The 22,881-nt window shown below is 56.8% G+C and carries 16 protein-coding genes; 4 read left to right on the top strand and 12 right to left on the bottom strand.

Translation table 11 applies throughout. The annotated features are described in order from the left end of the window. Positions 1 to 251 precede the first annotated feature (251 nt). The 3 genes from NOX35_RS14445 to NOX35_RS14435 all read right to left on the bottom strand — a co-directional run bounded on the left by NOX35_RS14445 (position 252) and on the right by NOX35_RS14435 (position 3,790). Entirely contained in the window at positions 252 to 1,589 is a 1,338-nt protein-coding gene (locus NOX35_RS14445; protein ID WP_256493714.1) for a PhoPQ-activated protein PqaA family protein, read from the bottom strand. A gap of 73 nt (positions 1,590 to 1,662) precedes the next feature. Continuing rightward, complete coding sequence (locus tag NOX35_RS14440; RefSeq protein WP_256493713.1) at positions 1,663 to 2,775, bottom strand: CoA transferase; 1,113 nt, start codon at positions 2,773 to 2,775, stop codon at positions 1,663 to 1,665. A gap of 7 nt (positions 2,776 to 2,782) precedes the next feature. Beyond that, complete coding sequence (locus tag NOX35_RS14435) at positions 2,783 to 3,790, bottom strand: tripartite tricarboxylate transporter substrate binding protein (RefSeq protein WP_256493712.1); 1,008 nt, start codon at positions 3,788 to 3,790, stop codon at positions 2,783 to 2,785. Between the two features lie 14 nt (positions 3,791 to 3,804). Between NOX35_RS14435 and NOX35_RS14430 the strand changes: the two genes are divergently transcribed. Further along, complete coding sequence (locus NOX35_RS14430; RefSeq protein WP_256493710.1) at positions 3,805 to 4,851, top strand: LysR family transcriptional regulator; 1,047 nt, start codon at positions 3,805 to 3,807, stop codon at positions 4,849 to 4,851. A 455-nt stretch (positions 4,852 to 5,306) separates the two neighbouring features. Here NOX35_RS14430 and NOX35_RS14425 read toward each other — a convergent pair whose 3' ends face one another. Both NOX35_RS14425 and cadR read right to left on the bottom strand, forming a co-directional pair. Continuing rightward, the gene (locus NOX35_RS14425; RefSeq protein ID WP_256496928.1) at positions 5,307 to 6,281 is read right to left on the bottom strand and encodes a magnesium and cobalt transport protein CorA; all 975 of its coding nucleotides are present in this window, start codon (positions 6,279 to 6,281) and stop codon (positions 5,307 to 5,309) included. A gap of 469 nt (positions 6,282 to 6,750) precedes the next feature. Then, positions 6,751 to 7,161, bottom strand: a complete 411-nt coding sequence (gene cadR, locus NOX35_RS14420) for a Cd(II)/Pb(II)-responsive transcriptional regulator (protein ID WP_019042261.1) — start codon at positions 7,159 to 7,161, stop codon at positions 6,751 to 6,753. A gap of 314 nt (positions 7,162 to 7,475) precedes the next feature. On the opposite strand from cadR, the gene NOX35_RS14415 reads away from it, so the two are divergent. After that, positions 7,476 to 10,166, top strand: a complete 2,691-nt coding sequence (locus NOX35_RS14415; protein ID WP_326998620.1) for a heavy metal translocating P-type ATPase — start codon at positions 7,476 to 7,478, stop codon at positions 10,164 to 10,166. Positions 10,167 to 10,230: 64 nt separating this feature from the next. Further along, positions 10,231 to 12,192: a cytochrome c/FTR1 family iron permease gene (locus NOX35_RS14410; RefSeq protein ID WP_080571243.1), complete on the top strand. Its 1,962-nt coding sequence runs from the start codon at positions 10,231 to 10,233 to the stop codon at positions 12,190 to 12,192. A gap of 96 nt (positions 12,193 to 12,288) precedes the next feature. Here the strand turns inward: NOX35_RS14410 and NOX35_RS14405 are convergent, their stop codons facing one another. The 5 genes from NOX35_RS14405 to NOX35_RS14385 form a co-directional block, all read right to left on the bottom strand. Beyond that, positions 12,289 to 12,627, bottom strand: a complete 339-nt coding sequence (locus NOX35_RS14405; RefSeq protein ID WP_019042264.1) for a copper-binding protein — start codon at positions 12,625 to 12,627, stop codon at positions 12,289 to 12,291. Between the two features lie 50 nt (positions 12,628 to 12,677). Then, positions 12,678 to 15,824 carry an efflux RND transporter permease subunit gene (locus NOX35_RS14400; protein ID WP_043003150.1) on the bottom strand — a complete coding sequence of 1,049 codons (3,147 nt, stop codon included), beginning with the start codon at positions 15,822 to 15,824 and terminating at the stop codon, positions 12,678 to 12,680. After that, positions 15,821 to 17,341: an efflux RND transporter periplasmic adaptor subunit gene (locus tag NOX35_RS14395; RefSeq protein WP_043003149.1), complete on the bottom strand. Its 1,521-nt coding sequence runs from the start codon at positions 17,339 to 17,341 to the stop codon at positions 15,821 to 15,823. Before NOX35_RS14395 ends, NOX35_RS14400 begins: the two co-directional genes overlap by 4 nt. After that, a complete protein-coding gene (locus NOX35_RS14390; RefSeq protein WP_256493705.1) occupies positions 17,338 to 18,627 on the bottom strand; it encodes a TolC family protein in 1,290 nt (429 codons plus the stop codon). Before NOX35_RS14390 ends, NOX35_RS14395 begins: the two co-directional genes overlap by 4 nt. Before the next feature lie 863 nt (positions 18,628 to 19,490). Beyond that, positions 19,491 to 19,835: a DUF4148 domain-containing protein gene (locus NOX35_RS14385; protein ID WP_019042267.1), complete on the bottom strand. Its 345-nt coding sequence runs from the start codon at positions 19,833 to 19,835 to the stop codon at positions 19,491 to 19,493. Positions 19,836 to 20,132: 297 nt separating this feature from the next. On the opposite strand from NOX35_RS14385, the gene NOX35_RS14380 reads away from it, so the two are divergent. Next, a complete protein-coding gene (locus tag NOX35_RS14380) occupies positions 20,133 to 20,417 on the top strand; it encodes a heavy-metal-associated domain-containing protein (RefSeq protein WP_003055071.1) in 285 nt (94 codons plus the stop codon). A 40-nt stretch (positions 20,418 to 20,457) separates the two neighbouring features. Here the strand turns inward: NOX35_RS14380 and NOX35_RS14375 are convergent, their stop codons facing one another. Together NOX35_RS14375 and NOX35_RS14370 are read right to left on the bottom strand one after the other, a co-directional pair. After that, the gene (locus NOX35_RS14375) at positions 20,458 to 21,861 is read right to left on the bottom strand and encodes a heavy metal sensor histidine kinase (protein ID WP_019042268.1); all 1,404 of its coding nucleotides are present in this window, start codon (positions 21,859 to 21,861) and stop codon (positions 20,458 to 20,460) included. Beyond that, a complete protein-coding gene (locus tag NOX35_RS14370; RefSeq protein WP_019042269.1) occupies positions 21,862 to 22,545 on the bottom strand; it encodes a heavy metal response regulator transcription factor in 684 nt (227 codons plus the stop codon). It abuts the gene before it with no gap. Positions 22,546 to 22,881 lie beyond the last annotated feature (336 nt).

Genomic DNA, 22,881 nt, shown 5'->3' with positions numbered 1-22,881 from the left:
GAATCTCGCGGTCGGTGCAGCACCGTACTGTCGTAAGAAGATGCGTGCCACAGGCGCAGCTTGGCACTGGACACCCGCTGGCGTCCGTGCAATACAGCTGTTTTAAAGAACCAGTCGCCAAGTGCCTACGTGCATTTGACGGAGCGTGGGGGAGGGCAGGCACAAGGAAATAGGCGCGAAAACCTAACCCACGGGTAGTGGTGGGCTACGTGGTAGGCACTCCATCACGGATCGCCAAGGCTCTCCCGCTCTTAGTCGACGCTCTCCATAAGCGAGCTGATATATCCCGTGCCCCCTGGGCCGGTATCTTCCACTTCAACGTAGTAGCCGAGGCTTTGGCCTTTCTTGCGCTGCAGATGCGCCGAGTAGCCGTCCTTCCTGGGGGTCATGGCGGTGGATTGCCATTGGGCCGCGCGCCAGTCCTCAGTCGTCTTCTTGTACGCATAGAACAGACGGACAGCCATGGGCTGCGCTTCCAGCCCCACCTGCGCAGAAACAACCAGTCGATCCGCATCGATCACTCCCTTCGCGTCGATCTTGGCAATCTTGCGTTGTAAGAAGGTGTGGGCCAGCCACATCCGCCACGCAGCCAAATACTTTTGCGATACCCATGAATGCCGTTGGTTGTCGATGGCCAGAAAGGCCCTGTCTCCCGACATCTCCTTGAGCATGCTGTTGGGCGCGCCCAGTGCAAAGAACTCGTCATTCGTGCCCATCCCCACGAGGTAACGGGCCTTGATCTTGTTACGCCACATGTAGGGGTCGAACTGCGCTATCAACTGCAAACCCACAGGGTTGTTGAGCATGCCCAGCAGCTTCTCGGCAGGCTGGAATCCGGGACCGGTTCTTTCTTGGTCAGGGCCGCGCACGTCAGGACCGAACTCGGCAAATTGCCTTGCAATGCCGTAGAGAAAGTTGCCTCCGGTGTAGCAAGTGCTCATGATGCCAGCGACCCGATCAGGATCAACGCCTGTTGCCAGACTAACGGCCATGCCGCGCTTGGAGCAGCCCATGATCACAGCACGTTCCGTCTGCACACCGTGCAACGAATGCATCAGCGTGATCGCCCGTAGGTAGCCCTTGGTGATGGCAATGTAGCCGTACCAGCTGAAATCGCCGGTTTCGAAGACTTTTTTGAGCGAGTAGCCAGTCAGGTCAGATTCGTCCATGCCCATGTAGTTTTCGGCGGGATTGCTGAAAATCATGATGGGCAAGCCCAGATCAATGGCGGTTGCCTCTGCGTATTGCTCTTCCGTGCGCAACTGCGTGCCTGGAATCGTGAGTTGAACGCTGGCGGGATCCTCGAAGAACGAGCGCGCAGTACCGATGATTCCCGCATTGCCGCCACCCTTATAGCCATCGGGCACATAGATGCGCGCAGGATGCTTCCAGACCATGCCCTTCCAGTTCTGGCTGGTGAAGTTCAGCTCAATGACGCGCACTTTTTTGCCTGGACGCGCCGAGCTTGGCACCACGCGATCCTTGGCGATCTCTGTGTTCAGCGTGCTCTCGTCGAGAATTTCCCGCATATCGAAATACTTCGCCGGTCCGGCGTCACCGGCCCTGGCTACTCCCACGCACAGCAGCATCAAGGAATAGAAAAATATGAAAATGCGCAACTTCCTCATCGTTGTCTCCTTGCATTAATTCTTTGAATTCGTATCAAGACGGGTGGTAAACGCGAAAGCCCAGGCCTGGCGACTTGACCGAAACACCATCGTCGTGCAACTCCACCGCTGCCATGGCGCCATTGGCCATGGCTTCCGAAGCGAATTCGGCAATGTCGCGCAAGCGTGCGGCTGGCACTCCACGCGCGCTCAGGCGGGCCTCCAGCTGTGCTGCGTCACTTCCCTCCAGGGCAACTGCCAAGGCGGCCTTGAGCGCTACGGGGTCGAGCGACTGGACAAAGGAAGACGCTTCGCGCCCATCCAGCGGGGCACTGAACAAGCTCGGGTCGCTTGCAAGTTGCTCCAAGTCCAGCACTTGCAGCAGTGCCTGCAGTTGTCGAGGCGTGTTCGCCCCGATGGCCAGCCAACCATCCCGGGTGCGAAAGAAATCGGCCGAAGGGCTGCCGGAATACCCTTGATTGCCTTGTCGGGAGGGGATCGCGCCATGCGTCATGGCGTTACAGGACATCGGGTACATAAGCTGCATGCCCGCGCAGGCCATGGAGACATCGAGCAGCATGCCGTGCCCAGTGCGTTCGCTTTCGCGCACGCCGGCCAGGATGGCGAAGGCCGCGAGCAGCCCCGTGGCAGAGTCGATGACTGGAAATCCGGTCTTGATGGGCGGGTCTCCCTCGCTTCCGGCCATCCACGCCATGCCGGTGGCGGCCTGAACCACATGGTCGTAGGCAGGCCGCCCCGTCCATTCTGGTGCGCCGCGGCCAAACCCAGAGATGCTGCAATACACTACTCGCGGGTTGCGCGCGCGCACGGCCTCAAAGCCCAAGCCGTAGCGCTCCAGCACGCCAGGGCGCAGGTTGTCGATGAAGACGTCGCACTGAGCAGCCAGCTCCAGCGCCTGCTTCTGGCCGTCGCTGTTTGCCAGGCCCAGTGACAATGAGGTCTTACCTGCATTGAGCGACACAAAGGCTTCTCGGCCGCGACCTGTGCGGCGCATGACGTCACCGCCATGGGCGTTTTCCACCTTGGTGACTTTTGCGCCCAGTTGTGCCAGCAAGAAGCTGGCGAACGGCCCCGCGATGACATGTGAAAAGTCCAGAACTCGAATGCCTGAGAGCGGAGTGAACGAAGAGGAGGGGGTCAGGGACATGGTGGGGTTAGTTGAGTGTGATGCGGTTTTTTTCGATCACCCGCCGCGTCTTTGCGGTTTCCTCGGTGATCAGGCGTGAGAAGTCCTCGGGCGTTGGAGAAGGGTCGATCAATGCTCCCGAATCAGCAAGGAATCGGCGCAGTCCGGGTTCTGCCAGCGACTTGAGCATGGCTGCGTGCACGCGCATGACCAGGGGCCTGGGCAATTGCGCAGGGGCCCAGATACCGCTCCAGGAGTCCAGCACCAGATCCGTGCGGCCCAGTGCCTCGTTCAAGGTCGGAACCTGGGGCAGCATGGGATTGCGGGCGGCGGAAGTGACCGCCAGAGCACGCACCTTGCCGTTGTTGATCTGCGGCACTGCGGTGCCTGCCACGGGGAACGCGAAATGCGTGTCGCCCTTAATCAGCGCAGGCACGATATCCACAGAGCCTTTATAGGGAATATGGAGCGCATCCACGCCGACGGCCGAGAGAAATGCCGCGCTCGCAATATGCGCTGCAGAGCCAATACCACCCGTTGCGTAGTTCAACGCACCAGGCGCGCGCCGCGCCGCAGCGACCAGATCATTCACCGTACGGTAAGGCGAGTCTGAACGCACCACAAGGACCACCGGGCTGATGCCAAGGCGGCTGATGTGCGTGAAGGCCGCTGGGTCGAACTTGGCGCTGGGCTGCAGCAGCTTTTGCGCGATATGGGTGGAGGAGCCCAACAGCAGGGTATAGCCGTCGGAGCGCTGCTGACTCACATACTCGGCCGCCAGAATACCGCCGGCTCCAACCTTGTTTTCAATCACGACCGGCTGACCCAGTTCCTTGCCCAGCACCTCCCCCAACTTGCGTGCCTGGATGTCGGGCCCACCGCCAGCCGCGTAAGGAACCACCAACCGGATGGGGCGCGAGGGATAGTCTTCTGCTGCCCATGCAGTGAAGGTATATGCCCCAGACACTGCGGCAATCGACAGTCCCAGCAGAGTGTGCAGCATCTGACTGCGTGCACGGAGGGGGGCTACAAGCATTCCAAGTCTCCTTTATGGTTTTGCCTGATTCTCGCCAATCCGCCATAAGAAACAATTATTCATTTCTTATAGATTCATCAAAATCAGTTATGGCTAATGCTTCACTCCAACAGTTTCCAACCCGACCTTCCGCACACGCCAACCGGATAGACCGGTTACGCATCCGGCACTTGCGGCTGCTGGATCTGATCGCTCGGACCGGATCGCTGACCGCATCAGCAGATGCTCTGCGCATCAGCCAGCCGGCCGTCACGAAGATGCTGCAGGAGCTGGAACAAGCATTCGCGTGTACGCTGGTCGAGCGCACGACCCGCGGCGGCCAACTGACGACGGCCGGCGAGCGGGCGCTGGAGCGCTTGCGCATGTCATTGGGGGCCTTGGATGCGGCCTGCGAGGCACTGGCGACGGAGCCAGAAATTCCCCTTGTGCGCATGGGCGTGCTGCCCCTGGTAGGCGTCCATGTGCTACCTAAGCTGTTTGCCGTGCTCCAGCAGCAAAGCCAATTGCCACGCCTGTGTGTGTATGAAAACACCGTCAACGGCTTGTTCGAGCTGCTTGCGCGCGGTGAGCTCGACTGCATGATCGGGCGGCTCGAAGCTACCCCAAAAGCTTCCATGCAGGAGCAGATGGAAATTGTTCCGCTCAGAGACGAGTACCTGGCGATTGCGTGTGCCCCAGACCACCCGCTGGCTAGGCGCCGAGGACTGACACTGTCGGTTTTGCGCGAACATGCCTGGATACTGCCGCCACGCGGTACCCATACCAGGGCCGTGTTTGAGCAGCCATTTCTCGATCAAGGTCAACTGCCGCCCACGCCCTATATCGAGTCAATCTCATTTCACAGCAACTTGTCGATGGTGGCTCAGAGCCGCTTCCTGACGGTGGCGCCCGAGAGCGCTGTGCAACATTACGCAGACATGTCGATGGTGCACAAGATTCGCCTGCGCACGCCCTTTGCCAGCGGCCGAATGGTCTTCATCGCTCACAAAGATGCGCTTCAATCTCCCGCCGTAGCCCTTGTTGCCAAAGCACTTGCTGAGCAGTGGCGTATGCCCATGTGAAGGACGTACAACTTGGGGCGTTAGCGGCGCTGCTACGGCGTTCGCCAGAACCGCACCTTACGATCGATATCGCATCTTTGGAGGGACAAAAGCTTAACGATGGGTGCGTATCAGGATTGATCCGCGCCTTGATGTAACGCTGATGCCCTAGCTAAACGGCAGGTGCAGCACCGGTAGCCGTTATTGAGATTTCGAGGCGGATTGGCTGCAACCAGCCTGAAACAGTCAGCACCGGAAATATCCACAAAGGCTGCTCCAAGCCAATTCCTGCCCACGGTCAACTCCATCAAGCCGCGACGGTAGAACGGGGACAACGGGATTTAGCTGCGCGGCTTGTGCGACGAGAATTGTTGGAAATGCCAGGGCGGAGTGCTTAGCGCAGCTGCGGCTCGGTCATGGTTTCTTGCGGATGACTGCATCCACAAGGATGTGCTCAGTACCGACCTAAGCTGGTGTCATAGCCAGCCGGCCCGGCGAAAGCGGTAATAGACATAGCTGCACACGCAGACAATCAGCAGCAGTGCAACAGGGTAGCCATACTGCCACTTCAACTCAGGCATATGCTCGAAATTCATTCCCCAGATGCCCACAAAGGCAGTACAGATTGCAAAGATGCTTGCCCAAGCTGCCAGTCGTTTGGTGACTTCGCTTTCATCGATTGTGACCAGCGCGAGGTTGACTTGCATGGCGGTCGCTATGGTGTCTCGCATTCCTTCGATGAGGCCGTTGATGCGAACCAGGTGGTCAGCTACATCGCGGAAGTAGTCCTGCGATCCCGCGCAGACCTGGGGCACACGTCCGCCGTGGAGCTTGCTCACGGCCTCCAGCAATGGAGCAACCGCGTGCTTGAGGATCATGACACGTTGTTTCAGCCCATACAGCTGCTTGATGCTCTCGCGTGCAGCCCGCTGGGTGAAAATCTGTAGCTCGACCGCTTCCAGCTCGGCTTCCAGGGCTTCAATGATGGGGAAGTAGCGGTCAACGACTGCGTCCATCAGCGCGTACAAGACAAAACCTGAGCCGTGTTTAAGTAGTTCGGGCTCTTTCTCGCAGCGATCCCGCACTCCCAGAAAACCTTGTTTGCTGCGATTGCGGACCGACAGAACGTAGTTGGAGCCGATAAATACATCCACCTCGCCCAGGTTGAATTGGCCGGGTTGAGCGGTATCAGGCTCCAGAAGATGCATGACTGCGAAGAGGGACTGGCCGTATTCCTCGATCTTGGGCCTTTGGTGTCCGTGGCTGGCATCCTCCACGGCGAGTTCGTGCAGATTGAACTCTGCACGCATTTCGTCCAGCTCAGCCGACGTCGCATCGGACAAGGCTACCCAGACAAAGCAGTCAGGCCTTGCGATGTACTCGCTGATATCGGCGACAGCGATATCTGCCAGCTTGGATCCCTTTTCGTAGGCCACGCAATTGATCAGCATCGAGATCCTCTTTCCACAATCGAAAGGCTCAATGGTGCCATGCCGCAACACGGCAGAGGCCAACGATAGACAGACAATGCCTGGGCTTGTGAGAGATGGACAAGTGTTGTTCAACGCCCTTTCTTCCACCAGTGCTGTTGTGACAGCAAGGCTGGCTGTTTGCCGAGAGCTGGATCGGATCGCCGGAGCTAGTTGAACCTACGCTTGGCGTAGGCGTCTCGCAGGCCACTATTGGCTGTGGATTCAGCTGGGCAGCAATTGCTTGAAGGACTGCTGTCGTAGGCAACGACGAAATGCTGCTCTCGGCCATGACCAGTCATTCGATGATCTGCCAAAGAGCCGCCCATTAGCAGTCGTAGATGCAACACACTAACTACCGCTTAGGCGGTAGGAGTGTTGCAATCTTGTGTGTAGCTGTATGGCGCAAGCGTCTCCGATCTCCACGTCCGTCAAGCCTTTGCTATCACAGTCATACGGGATGAATCTGAAGGTGCTCATTTAGGCCGGCAAGGATTCCGCAATGTTGAGCAGTTCGCTCCTCACCACAGCGTTTGCGTAGATCTTGGAGTTGCTTTTGTAGAAGATGCAACTCCTTAATTCGCTCATAGACTTGGCTGATATGCGCATCCAGCAAGGCGTTGACATCACCACAAGCAGCACCGGGGTCGTCTCGAAACCGAAGTAGTACACGCACCTCGGCGAGAGACATGTCTAGGCTGCGGCAATGGCGAATCATTTGAAGTCGCTCCAGATGCGAAGATTCGTAGATCCGAAAGTTCCCTTGGGTCCGAGCAGGTGCAGGCAACAATCCTTCTCGCTCATAAAAGCGAATTGTTTCTACCGGCGTGGACGAGGAGACGGAAAGCTCGCCAATTTTCATCGAGTGCTCGCAAAGTGAATGCTTGGAAATTTTAAGGTTTTTGGGCTTGACTCTGTAGTAGGTACAGGTTTTCTAATGATGTCATGAGTACCACTCCTACATGCCTAACACCTTCGACAACCGCTTCACACGAGCCTGCTACCTGCTCGGGCGGTTGCTCATTAAGTTGTATCGACGACCAGTCAATCGAGCAGTCCAGTGTTCCAGAGGCAAAGGCAGTGCCATTTCTGAGCTTGCGCATCCCTTCCATGGATTGCCCAAACGAAGAACGCCCAATTCGGAACGCCGTAGAGCGAATCGCTGGTGTCACTGGGATGCGCTTTGATTTGGCTCAGCGCACCCTGTCTGTGGATGCCTCTAGCGCTTCTTGGCCGGTGGTAATTGAGGCGATCAGAGGGTTGGGCTTTCAGGTCGAGCCCTTAGCCCCGCTGTCCAAACAAGATGCCTGCAAAACGGATATCTCAACTGGAAGCACACACTGTGGAGATTCCCCTTGCAGTAGCGCTGCATGTGAAGTGACGTCTCCCATTGCTGCGCAGCCGAATGCTGATGTGAGTCCGAAGGAATTGCGACTGCACATTCCATCAATGGACTGCCCTAACGAGGAGCGACCTATTCGAGCCGCAGTGGAGCAGGTTGTCGGCGTGTCGGGAATGCGTTTCGATTTGGCACAGCGCAAGCTGTTCGTAGATGCCACCCAGACATCCTGGCCTTCGGTGATCGAAGCGATCAATCGACTAGGGTTTGAAGCTGAGCCAGAAACGTCGAATTCTCAGTTGCAAGCTGACTTAGTTGCACGCGTATCCAATAGCTCGTGTGAGGGCACAAGCTGCGGAGGCTCGGCATGTGAAACACCCCTTACGCTCCCAGTCTCAACCGCAAAGGTTGATGCAATCGAGGGCGGATTACTTCTGAGAGTACCCGCGATGGACTGCCCTACAGAAGAAGGGCAGATCCGTCGCGCACTCGAAGGCATTTCGGGAGTGCGGAGACTGCAGTTCAATCTACCCGCACGCATGTTGTCCGTAGACGCCCCTGAGTCGGCCAAAGACTCGATCATCCAGGAGCTGTTGAACGCTGGATTCAAGTCTGAAGTGCTTAGTGCTCCCTTGTCGGCAGAGCAAACGGCTCAAGCTCAACGCACTGAATTGAATCGCCTGATCGCAGCATTGGTAGTTGCAATACTCGCAGAAGGCGTCCACTTTTTTGCGCCCGACAGCCTGCCGTGGAAGGGGCTTGGTATGGGCGTCGCGGCGATGGCCATTGCACTATCTGGACTTTCTGTTTTCAAGAAAGGGCTTGGTGCGCTATTGCGGTGGCAGTTAAATATCAATGCGCTGATGAGCGTCGCAGTGATTGGCGCATTTCTCATCGGACAATGGCCTGAGGCCGCGATGGTCATGGCGCTGTATTCGTTGGCCGAACTGATTGAGGCTCGGTCAGTAGATCGAGCGCGCAACGCCATCGCCGGCTTGCTGGCATTGTCGCCGTCACAGGCGGAGATTCAGCAGCCGGATGGCTCTTGGAGCGCCTTGGACGCGAAACTGGTGCCAGTTGGATCATTGGCGCGCGTGAAACCAGGTGAACGGTTTGCTTTGGATGGACGTGTCATTGCAGGCAACAGTGCGGTAGATCAATCTCCTGTCACAGGGGAAAGCGTTCCCGTGGATAAAAGTCCAGGCGACGATGTCTATGCTGGCACTATCAACCAAAGTGGCTCGCTGGAATTTCGTATCACTAGACCGGCAAGCGACACTGTGTTGGCGCGGATCATTCATGCGGTAGAAGAGGCACAGAGCCAACGCGCCCCAACACAACGGTTCGTGGATAAGTTTGCAGCCGTCTACACGCCAGCAGTCTTCGTAATGGCTCTAGCGGTCGCTCTTGGAACGCCCTTGTTTTTGGGGTGGGAGTGGATGACAGCAATCTACAAGGCACTGGTCCTTCTGGTAATCGCCTGCCCATGCGCCTTGGTCATTTCCACCCCAGTAACTGTTGTCAGTGGACTCGCCGCAGCTGCTCGTCGAGGCATCCTCATCAAGGGAGGAGCGTACTTGGAACAGGCTCGTCAGCTGTCTATGCTCGGACTGGATAAGACGGGAACTCTTACCGAGGGGCGTCCCAAGCTTGTGTTTAGCAAAGTGCTATCCACTGTCAGCAGCGAAGCCGATGTTCTGAGCTGGGCTAAGAGCCTAGCGGAGCGCTCTGACCATCCCGTGTCTAAGGCCGTTGTTAACGGTTTGGCAAATGATGCGATAGAGGTTCAGAACTTCGCTGCGGAACTGGGCAAAGGAGTTCACGGGAGCATTGGTGGCGTGAATTACGTGCTGGGCAATCATCGCTGGATTCACGAACGCGGTCAGTGTTCATCTGAACTTGAAGCGGCCCTGCGAGAACAAGAGTTGCAAGGTCGCACACTGTCGTTGTTTGCCAATGACAGTGAAGTACTCGCAGTATTTGCGGTCGCTGATACCACCAAGGAATCCAGTCGGCAAGCCATTGCTGAATTGAAGGCCTTGGGTGTACAGACGGTCATGCTGACCGGCGATAACGAAGCCACAGCAGCAGCGATCGGACGAGAGGTTGGTATCAATGAAGTGCGTGCCAATCTGTTGCCGCAGGACAAACAGTCCTGGGTCGCGCAGATGGCTGAAGGTCACGTCGTCGGTATGGTTGGCGATGGCGTGAACGACAGTCCTTCGCTCGCGGCTGCCTCGATTGGATTTTCCATGGGGGCCGCTGGTACAGATACGGCTAAGGAAGCTGCCGATGTTCTGATCATGAACGACGATCTGCGCAAGGTGGCTGAAACCATTCGTCTTTCCAAACGAACCCATGCAATCCTTTGGCAAAACATCACCATTGCCCTTGGTATCAAAGCCGTATTCTTTGCTTCTGCAGTCTTTGGCAACGCCTCGATGTGGATGGCTGTCTTTGCAGATATGGGGGCTAGCTTGTTGGTGGTTTTCAATGGCCTTCGCCTTCTTAAAGCCTCCCGCGTTTAACTAGCGTTGCTCAACGCAATTTTTCGGCCCGCAAGACGGGCCTGCTTTTCGCTCAGGAACAAAAATGAGTCGTACTTACGTGGCATACCCAGCCACCTCTCACGTTGCACGAAAGGTTCTTGCAACTTGCCTATTGCTTCTCGCAGTGAGTTGGGCTGCAGTTGCCAGTGCTTCTGAAGCTGACGTGCGTCGTGTGTGGCAGATACTTGACTATCTCGCGGTGGACTATGGCGGTGCTGTGCAAGATGGAAAGGTGATCGCACCATCTGAGTATGACGAAATGCAGGAGTTTGCACAGACAGCTCGCAACAAGATCAGTTCTCTGGAGGAAAAGCCGGAGCGCCAGACGCTACTGAAAGAGAGCGAAGCTCTACAGGCTGCAATTGCGACCAAGTCAGATCCTGCTACTGTGGGGAGCTTGGCAAAGGGCCTAGCCAATCACGTGATTGCCGTATATCCAGTCCCACTGGCCCCGACCTCAGTTCCGAATCTCCAATTGGGTGCTTCTGTGTATGCGGCCAACTGTGCTGCTTGTCATGGTGCATCAGGAAATGGGGACGGAGTTTTAGCCAAGCAGCTTGACCCCAAACCCATTGCGTTCACGGACCATGACCGTGCCCGTCAGCGCAGTGTTTTCGCGCTCTACCAGGCGGTGAGTCAGGGAATCGCAGGTACAGCAATGCCCGCATTTGCACAGCTTTCAGAGGAGGACCGTTGGTCTGTGGCGATGTTCCTAGGAACTTTCGCTCATGATGATCACCAACGCCAACAAGGGCAGCTACTTTGGAAGGAGTCAGAGAAGATCCGGACTGAGGTCGCAGGCATGGATCATTTTGTTCGTCTAACTGAGGCAGAGTTGGCGGACTCTCTGGGAGAGGACCAGGCCAAGGCCACTGTAGCTTTTCTTCAGGCTCATCCGGATTCGCTTTCTGCTCCGCGTGTAAAGAGCCTGACGCTTGCCCGTGAACGACTGAATCAGAGTGTTGCAGCCATCAAGGACGGCAAACCAAAGGAGGCAGCCGAGTTTGCTTTGTCTTCCTATTTAGATGGAGTCGAGCCCTTCGAACAAGCTCTGGCAACAAGAGACGGAACACTGAAGACCCGCATTGAAGTGGCTATGGGTCAGTATCGCTCGTTGATTGCGTCGAAGGCTTCGGCTCAAGAGATTGAAACGGCAGCTATCGGTATTCAGGATCTATTTAATGCGGCGGATCAGGTTCTCACTGAATCTAGCACTGACGCGACCGCGGCATTCTTCGGCAGCTTGACTATCCTACTTCGTGAGGGCCTCGAAGCGCTTTTAGTCGTTGTCGCAATGATCGCCTTCCTGCGCCAGGCAAAGCGTCCTGATGTTCTGCCTTATGTACACGCTGGCTGGCTCGGAGCATTGGCTGCAGGTGGCGTCACCTGGGCTATTGCGACGTATGCAGTTTCGATCAGCGGTGCCAATCGTGAGGTCACCGAAGGGCTTTCCAGCCTGTTTGCAGCGGCAGTGCTTTTGAGTGTGGGTATCTGGATGCACCAAAAGAGCGTCGCTGGTCAGTGGCAGGCGTATCTGCGAGAGCGCATGTCTGCTGCACTGAATCGCCGTTCGGCCTTCTTTATGTTTGGTCTGGCATTCGTCGCCGTGTACCGTGAAGTATTCGAGACCATCTTGTTCTTCGCCGCAATGTGGGGCCAAGGAAATGATGGAGCAATCCTTGCAGGCCTTGGGGTGGGCGTGCTGTGTCTTGCGCTGATAACGGTTCTGCTGCTGCGATACAGCGCCAAGCTGCCAATTGGTAAATTCTTCTCTGTAAGTTCTTGGCTGGTCGCAGTTTTGGCGGTGGTGTTAACCGGGAAGGGAATTGCCGCGTTGCAGGAAGCAGGATGGATTGCTCCCAGTGCTTTGCCAGCACCTCGTTTGGAAGTGTTAGGCATTTTCCCTTCAGTGATCGGGCTTGTCGCGCAGGGCCTGGTTCTTCTGTTCGTGCTGGCCTTCTTTTTCCGAAATGCTCAACGGAAGCCGGAAAATATAGCGCAATGACGGATAGCAGACCTGATGCATAGCTATCAGGGTTTGCGGTTTAAACGAGGCTTTACAACAAAGGGACTGCGATTTACATGGCAGTCCCTTTTTCTATCAATGGTTCGGTTTCAGTTCCGTGACCATCGCCTTGCCCTTGATAGCCTCGGCCTGGAATTTAACCTTGTCGCCGACCTTCAGGCCGTCGAGCATCTTTTTGTCGGCTACCTCAAATCCCATGGTCATGGCAGGCATGGCCAGGTTCGGAATATCTCCGTGACGCAATACGATGAGGTTCTTTTGAGCGTCGATTTTGCGAACCTCGCCATCAACGAGGGGCATGCTGGCCGAAGTGGCTCGGGCTGCAGGCTGCATCGGCATTTTCATGTCCTGCGCATGAGTTGTTGTGAACGCTGCTAACGCGACGGCTGCGGTAAGGATGTGGGCTGTTTTCATGGTTCTATCTTCCAAGGTGTAATGGTTATGAAGCCTTGATTGCAGATGCTTCAAGGTTTGAGGGGGGGGCGCTCTGCAGTTGGACGCTTGCGATGGATCAAGTACCAGGCAGCTGGGATGACCAGCATGCTCAGGAGCGGGGCTGTGACCATGCCGCCGACCATCGGAGCGGCGATGCGGGTCATAACTTCCGAGCCGGTGCCGTGTCCAACCAGAATGGGAAGCAGACCCGCCATCACTACCGCTACGGTCATGGCCTTCGGCCGCACGCGCATGACGGCTCCCTCGCGAATGGCGGCCAGCAACGTTGCCTCATTGTCCGGCTCGCCTGCGGCCAGATGCTGTTTCCAGGCGTTCTGCAGGTAGACCAGCATCACGACGCCAAACTCGGCGGCAACGCCGGCCAGGGCAATGAACCCCACGGCCGAGGCCACTGACACTGCGTGACCGAGCGCCCAGATGAACCAGAACCCACCGACCAGCGAGAATGGAACTGCTGCCATGACCAATGCGGCATCGCCTGCGCTGCGAAACAGCACGTAGAGCAGCATGAAGATGACGGCCAAAGTGAGTGGTACGACGATTTTCAGGCGTTCCGTAGCCCGCTCCAAATACTCGAATTGGCCAGACCACGACAAGGCATAGCCGGCAGGCATTGCCACCTGCTTGGCGACAACGGCTTGCATGTCATGGACGACGGAGCGCAAGTCCCGGCCACGCACATCCACATACACCCAGCCCGAGAGTCGTGCGTTTTCGCTACGGATCATGGGCGGGCCTTCTGCGATGACGATCTTGGCGACGTCCTGCAGGAGCACGGTGGCGCCTTTGTCAGTCACGAAAGGCAGCTTGCGCAGGCGTTCCAGCGAATCGCGGATTTCGCGCGGGTAGCGGACGTTCACCGGAAAGCGCTCTCGACCTTGAATGACTTCTCCGACATTCTCACCACCGATGGCGGTGGCTATGACCGCCTGCACGTCGGCCACAGAAAGTCCGAACCGTGCAGCGGCTTGTCGGTCTACATCCACGTCAATGTACCGGCCCCCAGTCAAGCGTTCGGCCAATGCGGAAGAAACACCAGGCACTCCGCGCACGGCGGATTCAATCTGTGCCGCGAGCTTGTCGATGGTGGCGAGGTCTGGTCCGGCGACCTTAATACCCACGGGGCTCTTGATGCCGGTGGCCAGCATGTCGATGCGGTTGCGGATGGGCGGCACCCATACGTTAGACAGGCCCGGCACCTTGACCACCCGGTCGAGTTCCTCGACCAGTTTCTCTGGCGTCATGCCAGGGCGCCATTGCTCGCGCGATTTGAACTGGATGGTGGTCTCGAACATTTCCAATGGCGCTGGATCGGTGGCGGTATCGGCCCGTCCCGCCTTGCCGAACACACGCTTAACCTCGGGCACTGTTTTGATAAGCCGGTCTGTCTGTTGCAACAACTCTGCGGCCTTTGAGACCGAAATACCAGGCAACGCCGAGGGCATGTACAGCAGATCGCCTTCGTCCAGCGGCGGCATGAACTCACCGCCCAGCCGCATGACCGGAATTGCGGTGATAGCCAGGGCCAATGCCGCTGCCAGCAGCGTTGCTATAGGGAAGCGCAAGACTAGCTCGAGAGCCGGTCGGTAGAGCGCAATCAGGCCGCGATTGATCGGGTTCGCAGTTTCCTTAGGTATGCGCCCGCGAATGAGGTATCCCATCAGCACCGGAACCAGCGTTATCGAGAGGCCGGCAGCAGCAGCCATCGCGTAGGTCTTGGTGAAGGCTAGCGGCGAGAACAGCCGTCCTTCTTGGGCCTCCAGTGTGAACACGGGCAGGAATGACAGGGTGATGACCAGCAACGAAAAGAACAGCGCTGGGCCAACCTCCACGGCCGATTGAGCGATCAGTTCCCAGCGCTCGGCCACGGACGGCGGGCGTCCATGTCGTTCTTCAAAGTGCTCCAGATGCTTGTGCGCAGCTTCGACCAAGACCACAGAGGCGTCGACCATGGCCCCTAGAGCAATGGCCACACCGCCCAGCGAGAGAATGTTCGCGCTCACGCCTTGCCAGTGCATCACGCCGAAAGCCGCTAGCACCCCAATAGGCAGCGTTACAACGGCCACCAGCGCGGAGCGCAGGTGGAATAGGAAGATGGCACAGACTACGGCGACGACGGCGAACTCCTCCAGGAGCTTGACACGCAGGTTGTCGACCGCACGATCAATGAGCTGGGAGCGGTCATAGGTTTCCACCACCTCAACGCCTTTGGGCAGACTGGGCTTTAGCTTCTCCAGCTTGGCTTTGACGGCTTCGATGGTGGCACGGGCATTCTTTCCGGAGCGCATGACCACCACACCGCCCGTGACTTCACCCTCGCCATCCAGTTCGGCGATGCCTCGGCGCATTTCTGGGCCAATCTGGACGGTGGCCACGTCTTTCAGCAGCACAGGTGTCGCTCCGCTGAGGGTGAGCGGGATGGTACGGAAGTCCTCCAGTGATTGAAGGAATCCGCGCGAGCGCACCATGTACTCGGTCTCGGCCATTTCCACTACCGAACCGCCCGACGACTGATTGGCCTTCTGCAGAGCCTGCACGACCATGGACTGCGTAATGCCGAGCACTCGCATCCGGTCCGGGTCGAGCACCACCTGGTATTGGCGGACCATGCCGCCGATGCTGGCGACTTCTGCCACATCCGGAACGGTTTTCAGCTCGAATTTCAGAAACCAGTCGTTGAGGGCTCTCAGCTGTCCAATATCGTTATGGCCGCTGCGGTCGACCAGCGCGTACTCGTAGACCCAGCCCACACCTGTGGCATCCGGGCCTAGCGCGGCTGTCGCACCTACTGGTAAGCGGCTTTGCACCTGGTTCAGATACTCCACCACCCGTGACCGTGCCCAGTACGGATCGGTCTTGTCGTCGAACAGGATGTAGACGAAGGAGTCGCCAAAGAACGAATAGCCTCGGACGGTTTTAGCCCCAGGTACGCTCAACATGGTCGTGGTCAGCGGGTAGGTCACGAGGTCTTCCACCACCTGAGGTGGTTTGCCTGGATAGGTGGTGCGGACGATTACCTGCACGTCGCTCAGGTCTGGCAGTGCATCGACTGGAGTGCGAGATGCCGACCAGATGCCTGCCGCCACAAGGAACGCTGTGACGACCAACACCAAAAAGCGGTTGGCGATGGACCAACGGATAAGGGTAGCAATCACTTGGCGCCTCCGGTGGTTCCTGCGTCACTGCCGCTTTTCTGCACGGAGACGACTTCCCAATCTAGGGGCCCGCCTTTTCGGAACTCGAAGCGCACCAGATCTCCTGGCTTCAAACCCGTGAGCGTTATCGAGTCGGCCTTGCCAAAGCTCATTGTCATGGCGGGCCACTTGAGTTTGGGTACGGGACCATGCGAGATCGTGATCCCGTCGTCATCGATGCTTTCCACCTTGCCCTCGGCGCGGTAGATGTCCGAGGCTTCGGTGGCCGTAGCAGGCACAGGTTGGGGTTGGCCGGCTTCCATGGCTCCCAGAGCTGACTTGAGCCGCGCTTCGGAGTCCACCAGGAATTGGCCGCTGGTAATTACTTCCTCGCCTTCGCGCAAGCCTTGCAGCACCTCCAATTGATCACCCAAGTCCTCGCCCAGTTTGATTTCCCGAGGCTCGAAGTTGTCAGACTCCTTGCGGACGATGACCAATGCACGGGTGCCGGTACGGATGACGGCTTCAGCAGGCACGACCAGGCGAGAGGTTGGAGCCCCGCCAACCTGCAAGCGCAGCAGCAACCCCGGTATCAGTTTGCCGCTGCGGTTATCGACCTCGAATCGTGCCTGCAAGGTGCGCGTGCTGGCGTTGACCTGCGGTAGGATCTCCTTCAATTCGCCGTCGAAGGTTTGGGATGCATCGGCTTGCAGAACGGCCTTGACCTTCTGGCCACGCGTCAGGCGTACGGCTTGTGCCTCCGGCACTTCAGCTACGGCCCAGACCTTTTCCAGGCCGGAGATGCGGAATAACGTCAGGCCAGGTGACACCTGGGCTCCTTCCCGAACACCGAGTTCCGTCACCACGCCATTTACCGGAGCCTGCAAGGGGTAGCGAGCCTGGGCGACCCCGGTTTCCTCAGTCTTGCGGACCAGTTCTGCGGGGATGGACATGGCGCGCATGCGCTCACGTGCTGCCGTAATAAGTTCCAGGGGCACACCTGCGCGCTTGAGTGCGAGCAGCTCGTTCTGCGGACCCAGCCACTCTGGCGCAAAAATGGTGGCCAGCGCCTGACCTTTCCGCACTTGCTCCATTGGAGCACGTACTGCCAAATGCTCGACATAGCCGGTAACACGGCTCTGGACAGCGACACTCAGACGCTCATCGAACTGTACCGTTCCAACGGCATCGAACGACGCACCGATGTTGGCTCGCTTGACCATCGTGGTCCGGATGCCGAGGTTCTGCTGCACCGTTGAGCTGACTTTGACACCTGTGTCATTGGCATCGTCCGCATAGACGGGCACCAATTGCATGTCCATGAATGGCGACTTGCCGGGCTTGTCAAAGCGTGGTCCCGGCACCATGGGGTCATGCCAGTAGAGAATCTTGCGCTCGCCTGTGGGAGCCTTGGATTCCGAGGCGGCTACGGCCTGGGGGGCAGCGCCTTCGGAGGTCAAGCGGCCAATAAAGAAGCCACCGGCTGCCAGCAGTACGCCTGCCGTAACCAATGAAGTGACCAGTGCTGTGCGCTTCATTGGGCACCTCCATGAGCGATGGGTTTGAGGTTCAGTTGGGCCTGCGTACGTACCAAATCACGCTGCAGTGCGAGGAGTTTTCTCTGAGCTTCGACCTCGGCATGTCGTGCCTCAAACACGGCGGTCAGGGCCAATTGATTTGAGCGGTAGGCTGCCAGGGCGGCGGAAGTGCGCTGTCTGGCCGGAGTCACTACGGAGCCTTGGTATCTCTCGATACGCTGCTGCAGGCGCGCGGCGTCGCTAGTCAAGGTGCGGTAATCGGCCATGGCTGCGCGCATTCCCTCCGTCAGGTCAGCCTCTGCTTTGTCGACCATGGCCAGCTTGGCCGAGGTTTCGCGGTCTTGGCGCTGGCTTGGTGCGATTTGGAGCGGGATGCTGACGCCGACTGAAACCAAATCGGAATAGCCAGTGCGCTGGCCGTAGGACACTTCCCAGGTCCAGTTGGGAGAGCGCTCCTTGGCTGCGACGTTTGCACTCTGGCGAGCAATTTCGACGTCGCTTTTTAAGCCTGCGACGGCTGGATATCTCGCCACGTAGTCCCGCTCCTCGGGAACCGGGAAGGTCGGTGGCTTGTTGAGAGCGTCGGGAAGAACGCCGATCCAGCGTTGCAGACTGACCATGGCTGCAGACTGCTGTTGGCGAACCTCTTCACTTTCATCCTCTGCAATCCCTTTGGCGGATAGGAGTTGCAACGCTTCTGCGCTGTTGCCTGTGGCAGCTGCTATGCGGCTTTTTGCCGCATTCAGCTCCTCGTGCAAGTGATGTTCGGTCTGGGTGGTTAGCTTGAGTGCTTCAGTGGCGAACCAAGCATCGACATACGCCATGCTGGCCTGCAGGCGAGCCTCGGCTTCGGCAATGTCTTTTTGTACGGCGTCGCGGTCGGCTCTTGCACGAGCCGCACCTTCGCGCGCGGCTCGTTTATCGGCGGAGAGCCACTCCTGGCTGACACCGATGCGCTTCATTGTCATGGACTCACGGGTACCGCTGAAGCGGTCTGAGCCGGTAACCGGGAAATTGTCGATGCCGGCCCGCAGCATGGGGTCTGGCAGCTGACCCGCAGCCTGGATGGAATGGACAGAGCCTTGCATCGCCGCCTGGGCTGCGCGGGCTGCTTCGGAGCGTTGGACGGCCAAGCTTATTGCCTGGTCGAATGAAATCGATTCTGCAGCAGCAACGGCCGGCAGAAAGACGGCAGCCAGGGAGGCCGCTCGCAAAAAAATAGGGGACATGGAAACTCCGTGGACGAATGAGGGCATCGCCGGCGTATGGACAAGCCATGCCAGCACCAGTCAGTCGACGGAGTGATCAGACTCTGAGTCTGAGAGTAGAGAGAAAAAGAGGGTCCGGAGGCGGTCGAACCTCCAAGGTGATGGGCCAGGACACTGCAAGTGCAGCATCAAATTCGAGCACTAGCGGCAGTTCCAACACCTGCACGATGGCAGGTAATGACGCCACGGGCAGTTTGACTGCTTCGAAGGTCACATCCGGGGCATTGGTGTACTGATGACACAGAACCGGTTGCTGTTGGTCCATACCTTCGCATGGTATGCCGGCCTCCATCCTGGCCGTCATTGCATCAACGCCTTCCTCCTGTGGGCAGACGTAACCCGCCAACGCCAACTGTGCGAACAGCAGCGAAAGCGCCACAAGGACTGCGGTGGATAGGCGGTGAATGCGACTTCGTAGCATGGCAGCAGTTAGTGTAGTCAATCTACCAGGGGTACGCGGTGAAGGCCATACGTTGCTACCGATCTTTAATTGCTACAGATCTTCGGCAAGCCAGTGGTTAACTCGCATCCTAGGAGCAAACGCTACAGCTGTGTCTGAAGGAAGCGCGACACCGTATGCACAACTCAGTTCTGAAGAAGGCGGTGTCCTGTCCCATCCTCAAGTTAATGGATGAGGAAACATGCAATGTGATGCTCGGTAGCGATATCCGCCTCGGTGAGTCCGCGCATCGTTGAACCCAGTGTCGCCCCCCTAAGTGATGATTGCGATCATCTGGGCCGAAATTCTTCCGGGAAATTTGTAGTTAGCTCAAGCTTATGTTCTACATGCAGAGGCCTCTGTTGCTTGAGGCCTCTGCGGTAGATCGGAACAAAAATGCAGGAAAGAGCTGCATCCGCGATGCATGCGTCTTTGATGGAGATCAGCCTGCAAATGATTGGAGGCGAGCATCTCGCGCAGCTGGCGATTCATTACGCGTTTCGTTGATCACTTGCTCGCGGGTTTTGCTCGATCCTGTCTCGGGAGTTCCACGTGGGAAATTGCTTTCACCGTAAGAAAGGCGGCCCTGCTTCATGGCAGCTTCAGTCTCGGCCTTGACTTGAGCTCGGGTTTTCTGGCTTACAAAGTGCTCCGGATGCACGATCACGCCTTGTTCATTGTTGGCTGGATGCTCGTAGGCTGCAGAGGCCATTCCAGGAAGAGCCAGGGTGACAACGGCAGCAACGCTTGCGAGTACGGAGGAAATGGAGATGCGGTTTTGAGACATGGTTGGCTCCTAAGACAGTTGATGAACACATCTCCTGGACCTTGATCAAGGTGAGGAGAAGATGGGTTGATCTTAGGAGTCGGAGCCCAACAAAATCAGGTCTGTCCGGTGACATTGTTGTCAGCTTTTTCGCGGCAGCTCTTACCCCAAATCTGCATACCAATAAACCCAAAGCGAAAAGCGAAGACCAACGTAGTTGACGTACACAGCGTGCTCCAGTGCATGTGCAGACAGATACTTGACATTCACATCATGTGAAGGATGAAACTTTAGCCACAAGCTTTAAAGGAGTACGTAATGGCTATTTTTCGCATCAATGACATGAAATGTGGTGCCTGTGCCGCGCGGATTCAGCGCTCCATTTTGGCGATCGATGATGAAGCAAAGATCGGAGTGAATGCGCGAGATAAAACGGTGCAAGTCTCTGGCGATCTGAGCGACGCCGACTACATGTTGGCCATCCAGACCGCTGGATACACTCCAGAATTATTGGCGTTAGCCGAAGCCGAGCAGGCAAATGCTGAGAAGCCGCAGACGAAATGCTGCGGCTCAACTTCAGCAAAGACATCTTGCTGCGGATAGTGTCTTCTTGCTTTCAAGAAAAGCCTGTTTTCTGATCTGCTTAGGAAGTCGGCTGCGGAGTGGGGAATTTCAAGGTGAAGCGAGTTCGTCCATCGGCTGAAGTGGCGGTAATGGAGCCTCCATGAGCTTCGGCAATTGCTCGGGTGATGGCCAAACCCAATCCGCTACCGTCTGAGTCCGGATGAGCCCTGGAAGGGTCAGCTCGGTAGAAGCGGTCAAATAACCTGGGCAGGACTTTGGGATCAATGTCCTGCCCTGTATTTTCCACAGTGACAAGTGTCCAGGAAGCTGCGGTCTCAATGTCGATGGTGACCATGCCTGCATGCGGCGTGTAGCGCAAAGCATTAGATAGCAAATTACTCACAGCACGATGGAACATCAGTCGATCACCATCAACGAGTCCATCGCCTTTTAACTTCAAATGAATTTGCTTTTCTTCAGCGACAGCCTCGTAGAACTCCAGCAATGCATACGATTCTTGCTGTGCCGAAAATTGCTCCTTGCGCGGCAGGCTTACGCCCCGTTCAGTTTTGGCCAGAAAAAGCATGTCTGACACCATACGAGCCAAACGCTGAAACTCTTCGGCATTAGAGGCAAGAATGTCTCGGTATGTCGCGGCGTCACGCTTGGATGCCAGCACAACCTGAGTCTGCGTCAACAGGTTGCTGATGGGCGTGCGTAGTTCATGGGCCAGATCAGACGCGAAATCTGTCAGTCGCTGAAAATCGTCCTGCAACCGATCCAGCATGCGATTGAGCTCATGCGCCAAATCGGCCATTTCTACGGGTACAGCCTCGACCGGCATGCGTTCACTCATCTTCTGTCCCGTCACAACGGCCGCACGTGATTTCATTTCTCGCAGCGGTGCCAGCCCTTGTCGAGCGGCGAGCCAAGACAGAAGTGAGCACAGCAAAATTGCTGCGATCACATAAATGGCAAAGCTTGTGCGAATTCCGTTGAGGAATTGAATGTGATGCTTGGTGTCTGCTGCGATCAGTACCTTTAATGGTGACGGTGCGTAGGCCGGTAGCGTCTCAAAGCTCAAGATGTGGAATTCTGCGTCTGCATGCCGCCACACCCCAAACGATCCTTCCTTGTCGATAGAAGCCGAGTTGCGATCCGGCACTGCAAAGCCGGATGCGGGCGATTGAAATACGGTTTCTCCTTGGGCATCTTTCACCTGGACTTGAAGATCCTCGTGATAGTTCAGTGCCTCATTTAAACGCCAACGAGCATCATCGACCGACTTGGTGTTCTGGAGAATTTTCTCGATCAAATGGCGCTTGTCCTGAAGCGTCATTCGGTCCAATTCCACGAAATGCTTTTCTGTAACGACTAGAAATAGGCCGCCTAAACCTAGCACTACGGCTGCCGCAACAGCCGTGAAGCAGAGGGCCAAGCGAATCGTTAAAGAGAGCTTTACCTTGCGAGTGAGACGCTGCACCTATTCCTCCTCGGGGACTTCAAGCACATAGCCCATTCCTCGTACGGTCTGGATCAGTTTGATCGAGTGGCCTTCGTCAATTTTTGCCCGCAGACGGCGCATGGCCACCTCAATGACGTTGGTGTCGCTGTCGAAATTCATGTCCCATACCTGCGATGCGATCAATGAACGTGGCAGCACTTCACCATGTCGGCGCATCAGCAACTCCAAGAGTCCGAACTCTTTGGCTGTGAGGTCAACACGTTTGCCGTTGCGAGATACGCGGCGACGCAGCAGGTCTAGCTCGAGATCTGCAACAGTCAGAGTAGTACCTTCATTGGCCGGATGTCCACGTCTAAGAATAATGCGAACTCTGGCGAGTAGCTCTGCGAAAGAAAACGGCTTTACCAGGTAATCATCAGCGCCGAGCTCTAGTCCTTTGACACGGTCCTCGACATGGTCCCGTGCAGTAAGAAACAGGACCGGCATATGTAGTCCCCGATCACGCAGAGACTGGAGCACCTGCCAACCATTGAGGCCCGGCAGCATGACATCCAAGATCACCAAGGAGTATTCACCTTGCAGAGCCAGATGTAAGCCGTCTGAGCCATTTGGGACGAGGTCAGCAATGTAGCCAGCCTCGGTCAGTCCTTGGCGCAGGTACTCACCTGTTTTAGGCTCATCTTCGACAATCAAAATCCTCATGTACTCGCTCCGCTGCAGTGGACGATCAAGAGTGTGCCGAGTTTGATGCCCTCTGACATGAAGATAAGAAAAATGTAATGTTCCTGAAATCCTGGCGATAGAAAGGCTCAACACGGCCTTGTTGTTCTCTCCTGGGAAGCCATCAAGCGTGGTGAGCAGAGTGAACCTTCTGGTTGCAACGAGGGCATGGCTGGATAGAAGCCCTCTGTCGCACCAAACATGACGCGAGCATTACATGAATGTAATGAATGAGTCACTCCACCGAAATTCAGCACGCCCTAGCATACTGAACATATCGAGCGCTCATTGCATCAGGCAAGCGTTACCGAAAACGAA

This window comes from Comamonas sp. C11, from assembly GCF_024496285.1.
Lineage (GTDB): Bacteria > Pseudomonadota > Gammaproteobacteria > Burkholderiales > Burkholderiaceae_C > Comamonas > Comamonas testosteroni_F.
The sequence above is the reverse complement of the archived record's forward strand: the minus strand, read 5'-3'. Positions and strand labels throughout refer to the sequence as shown.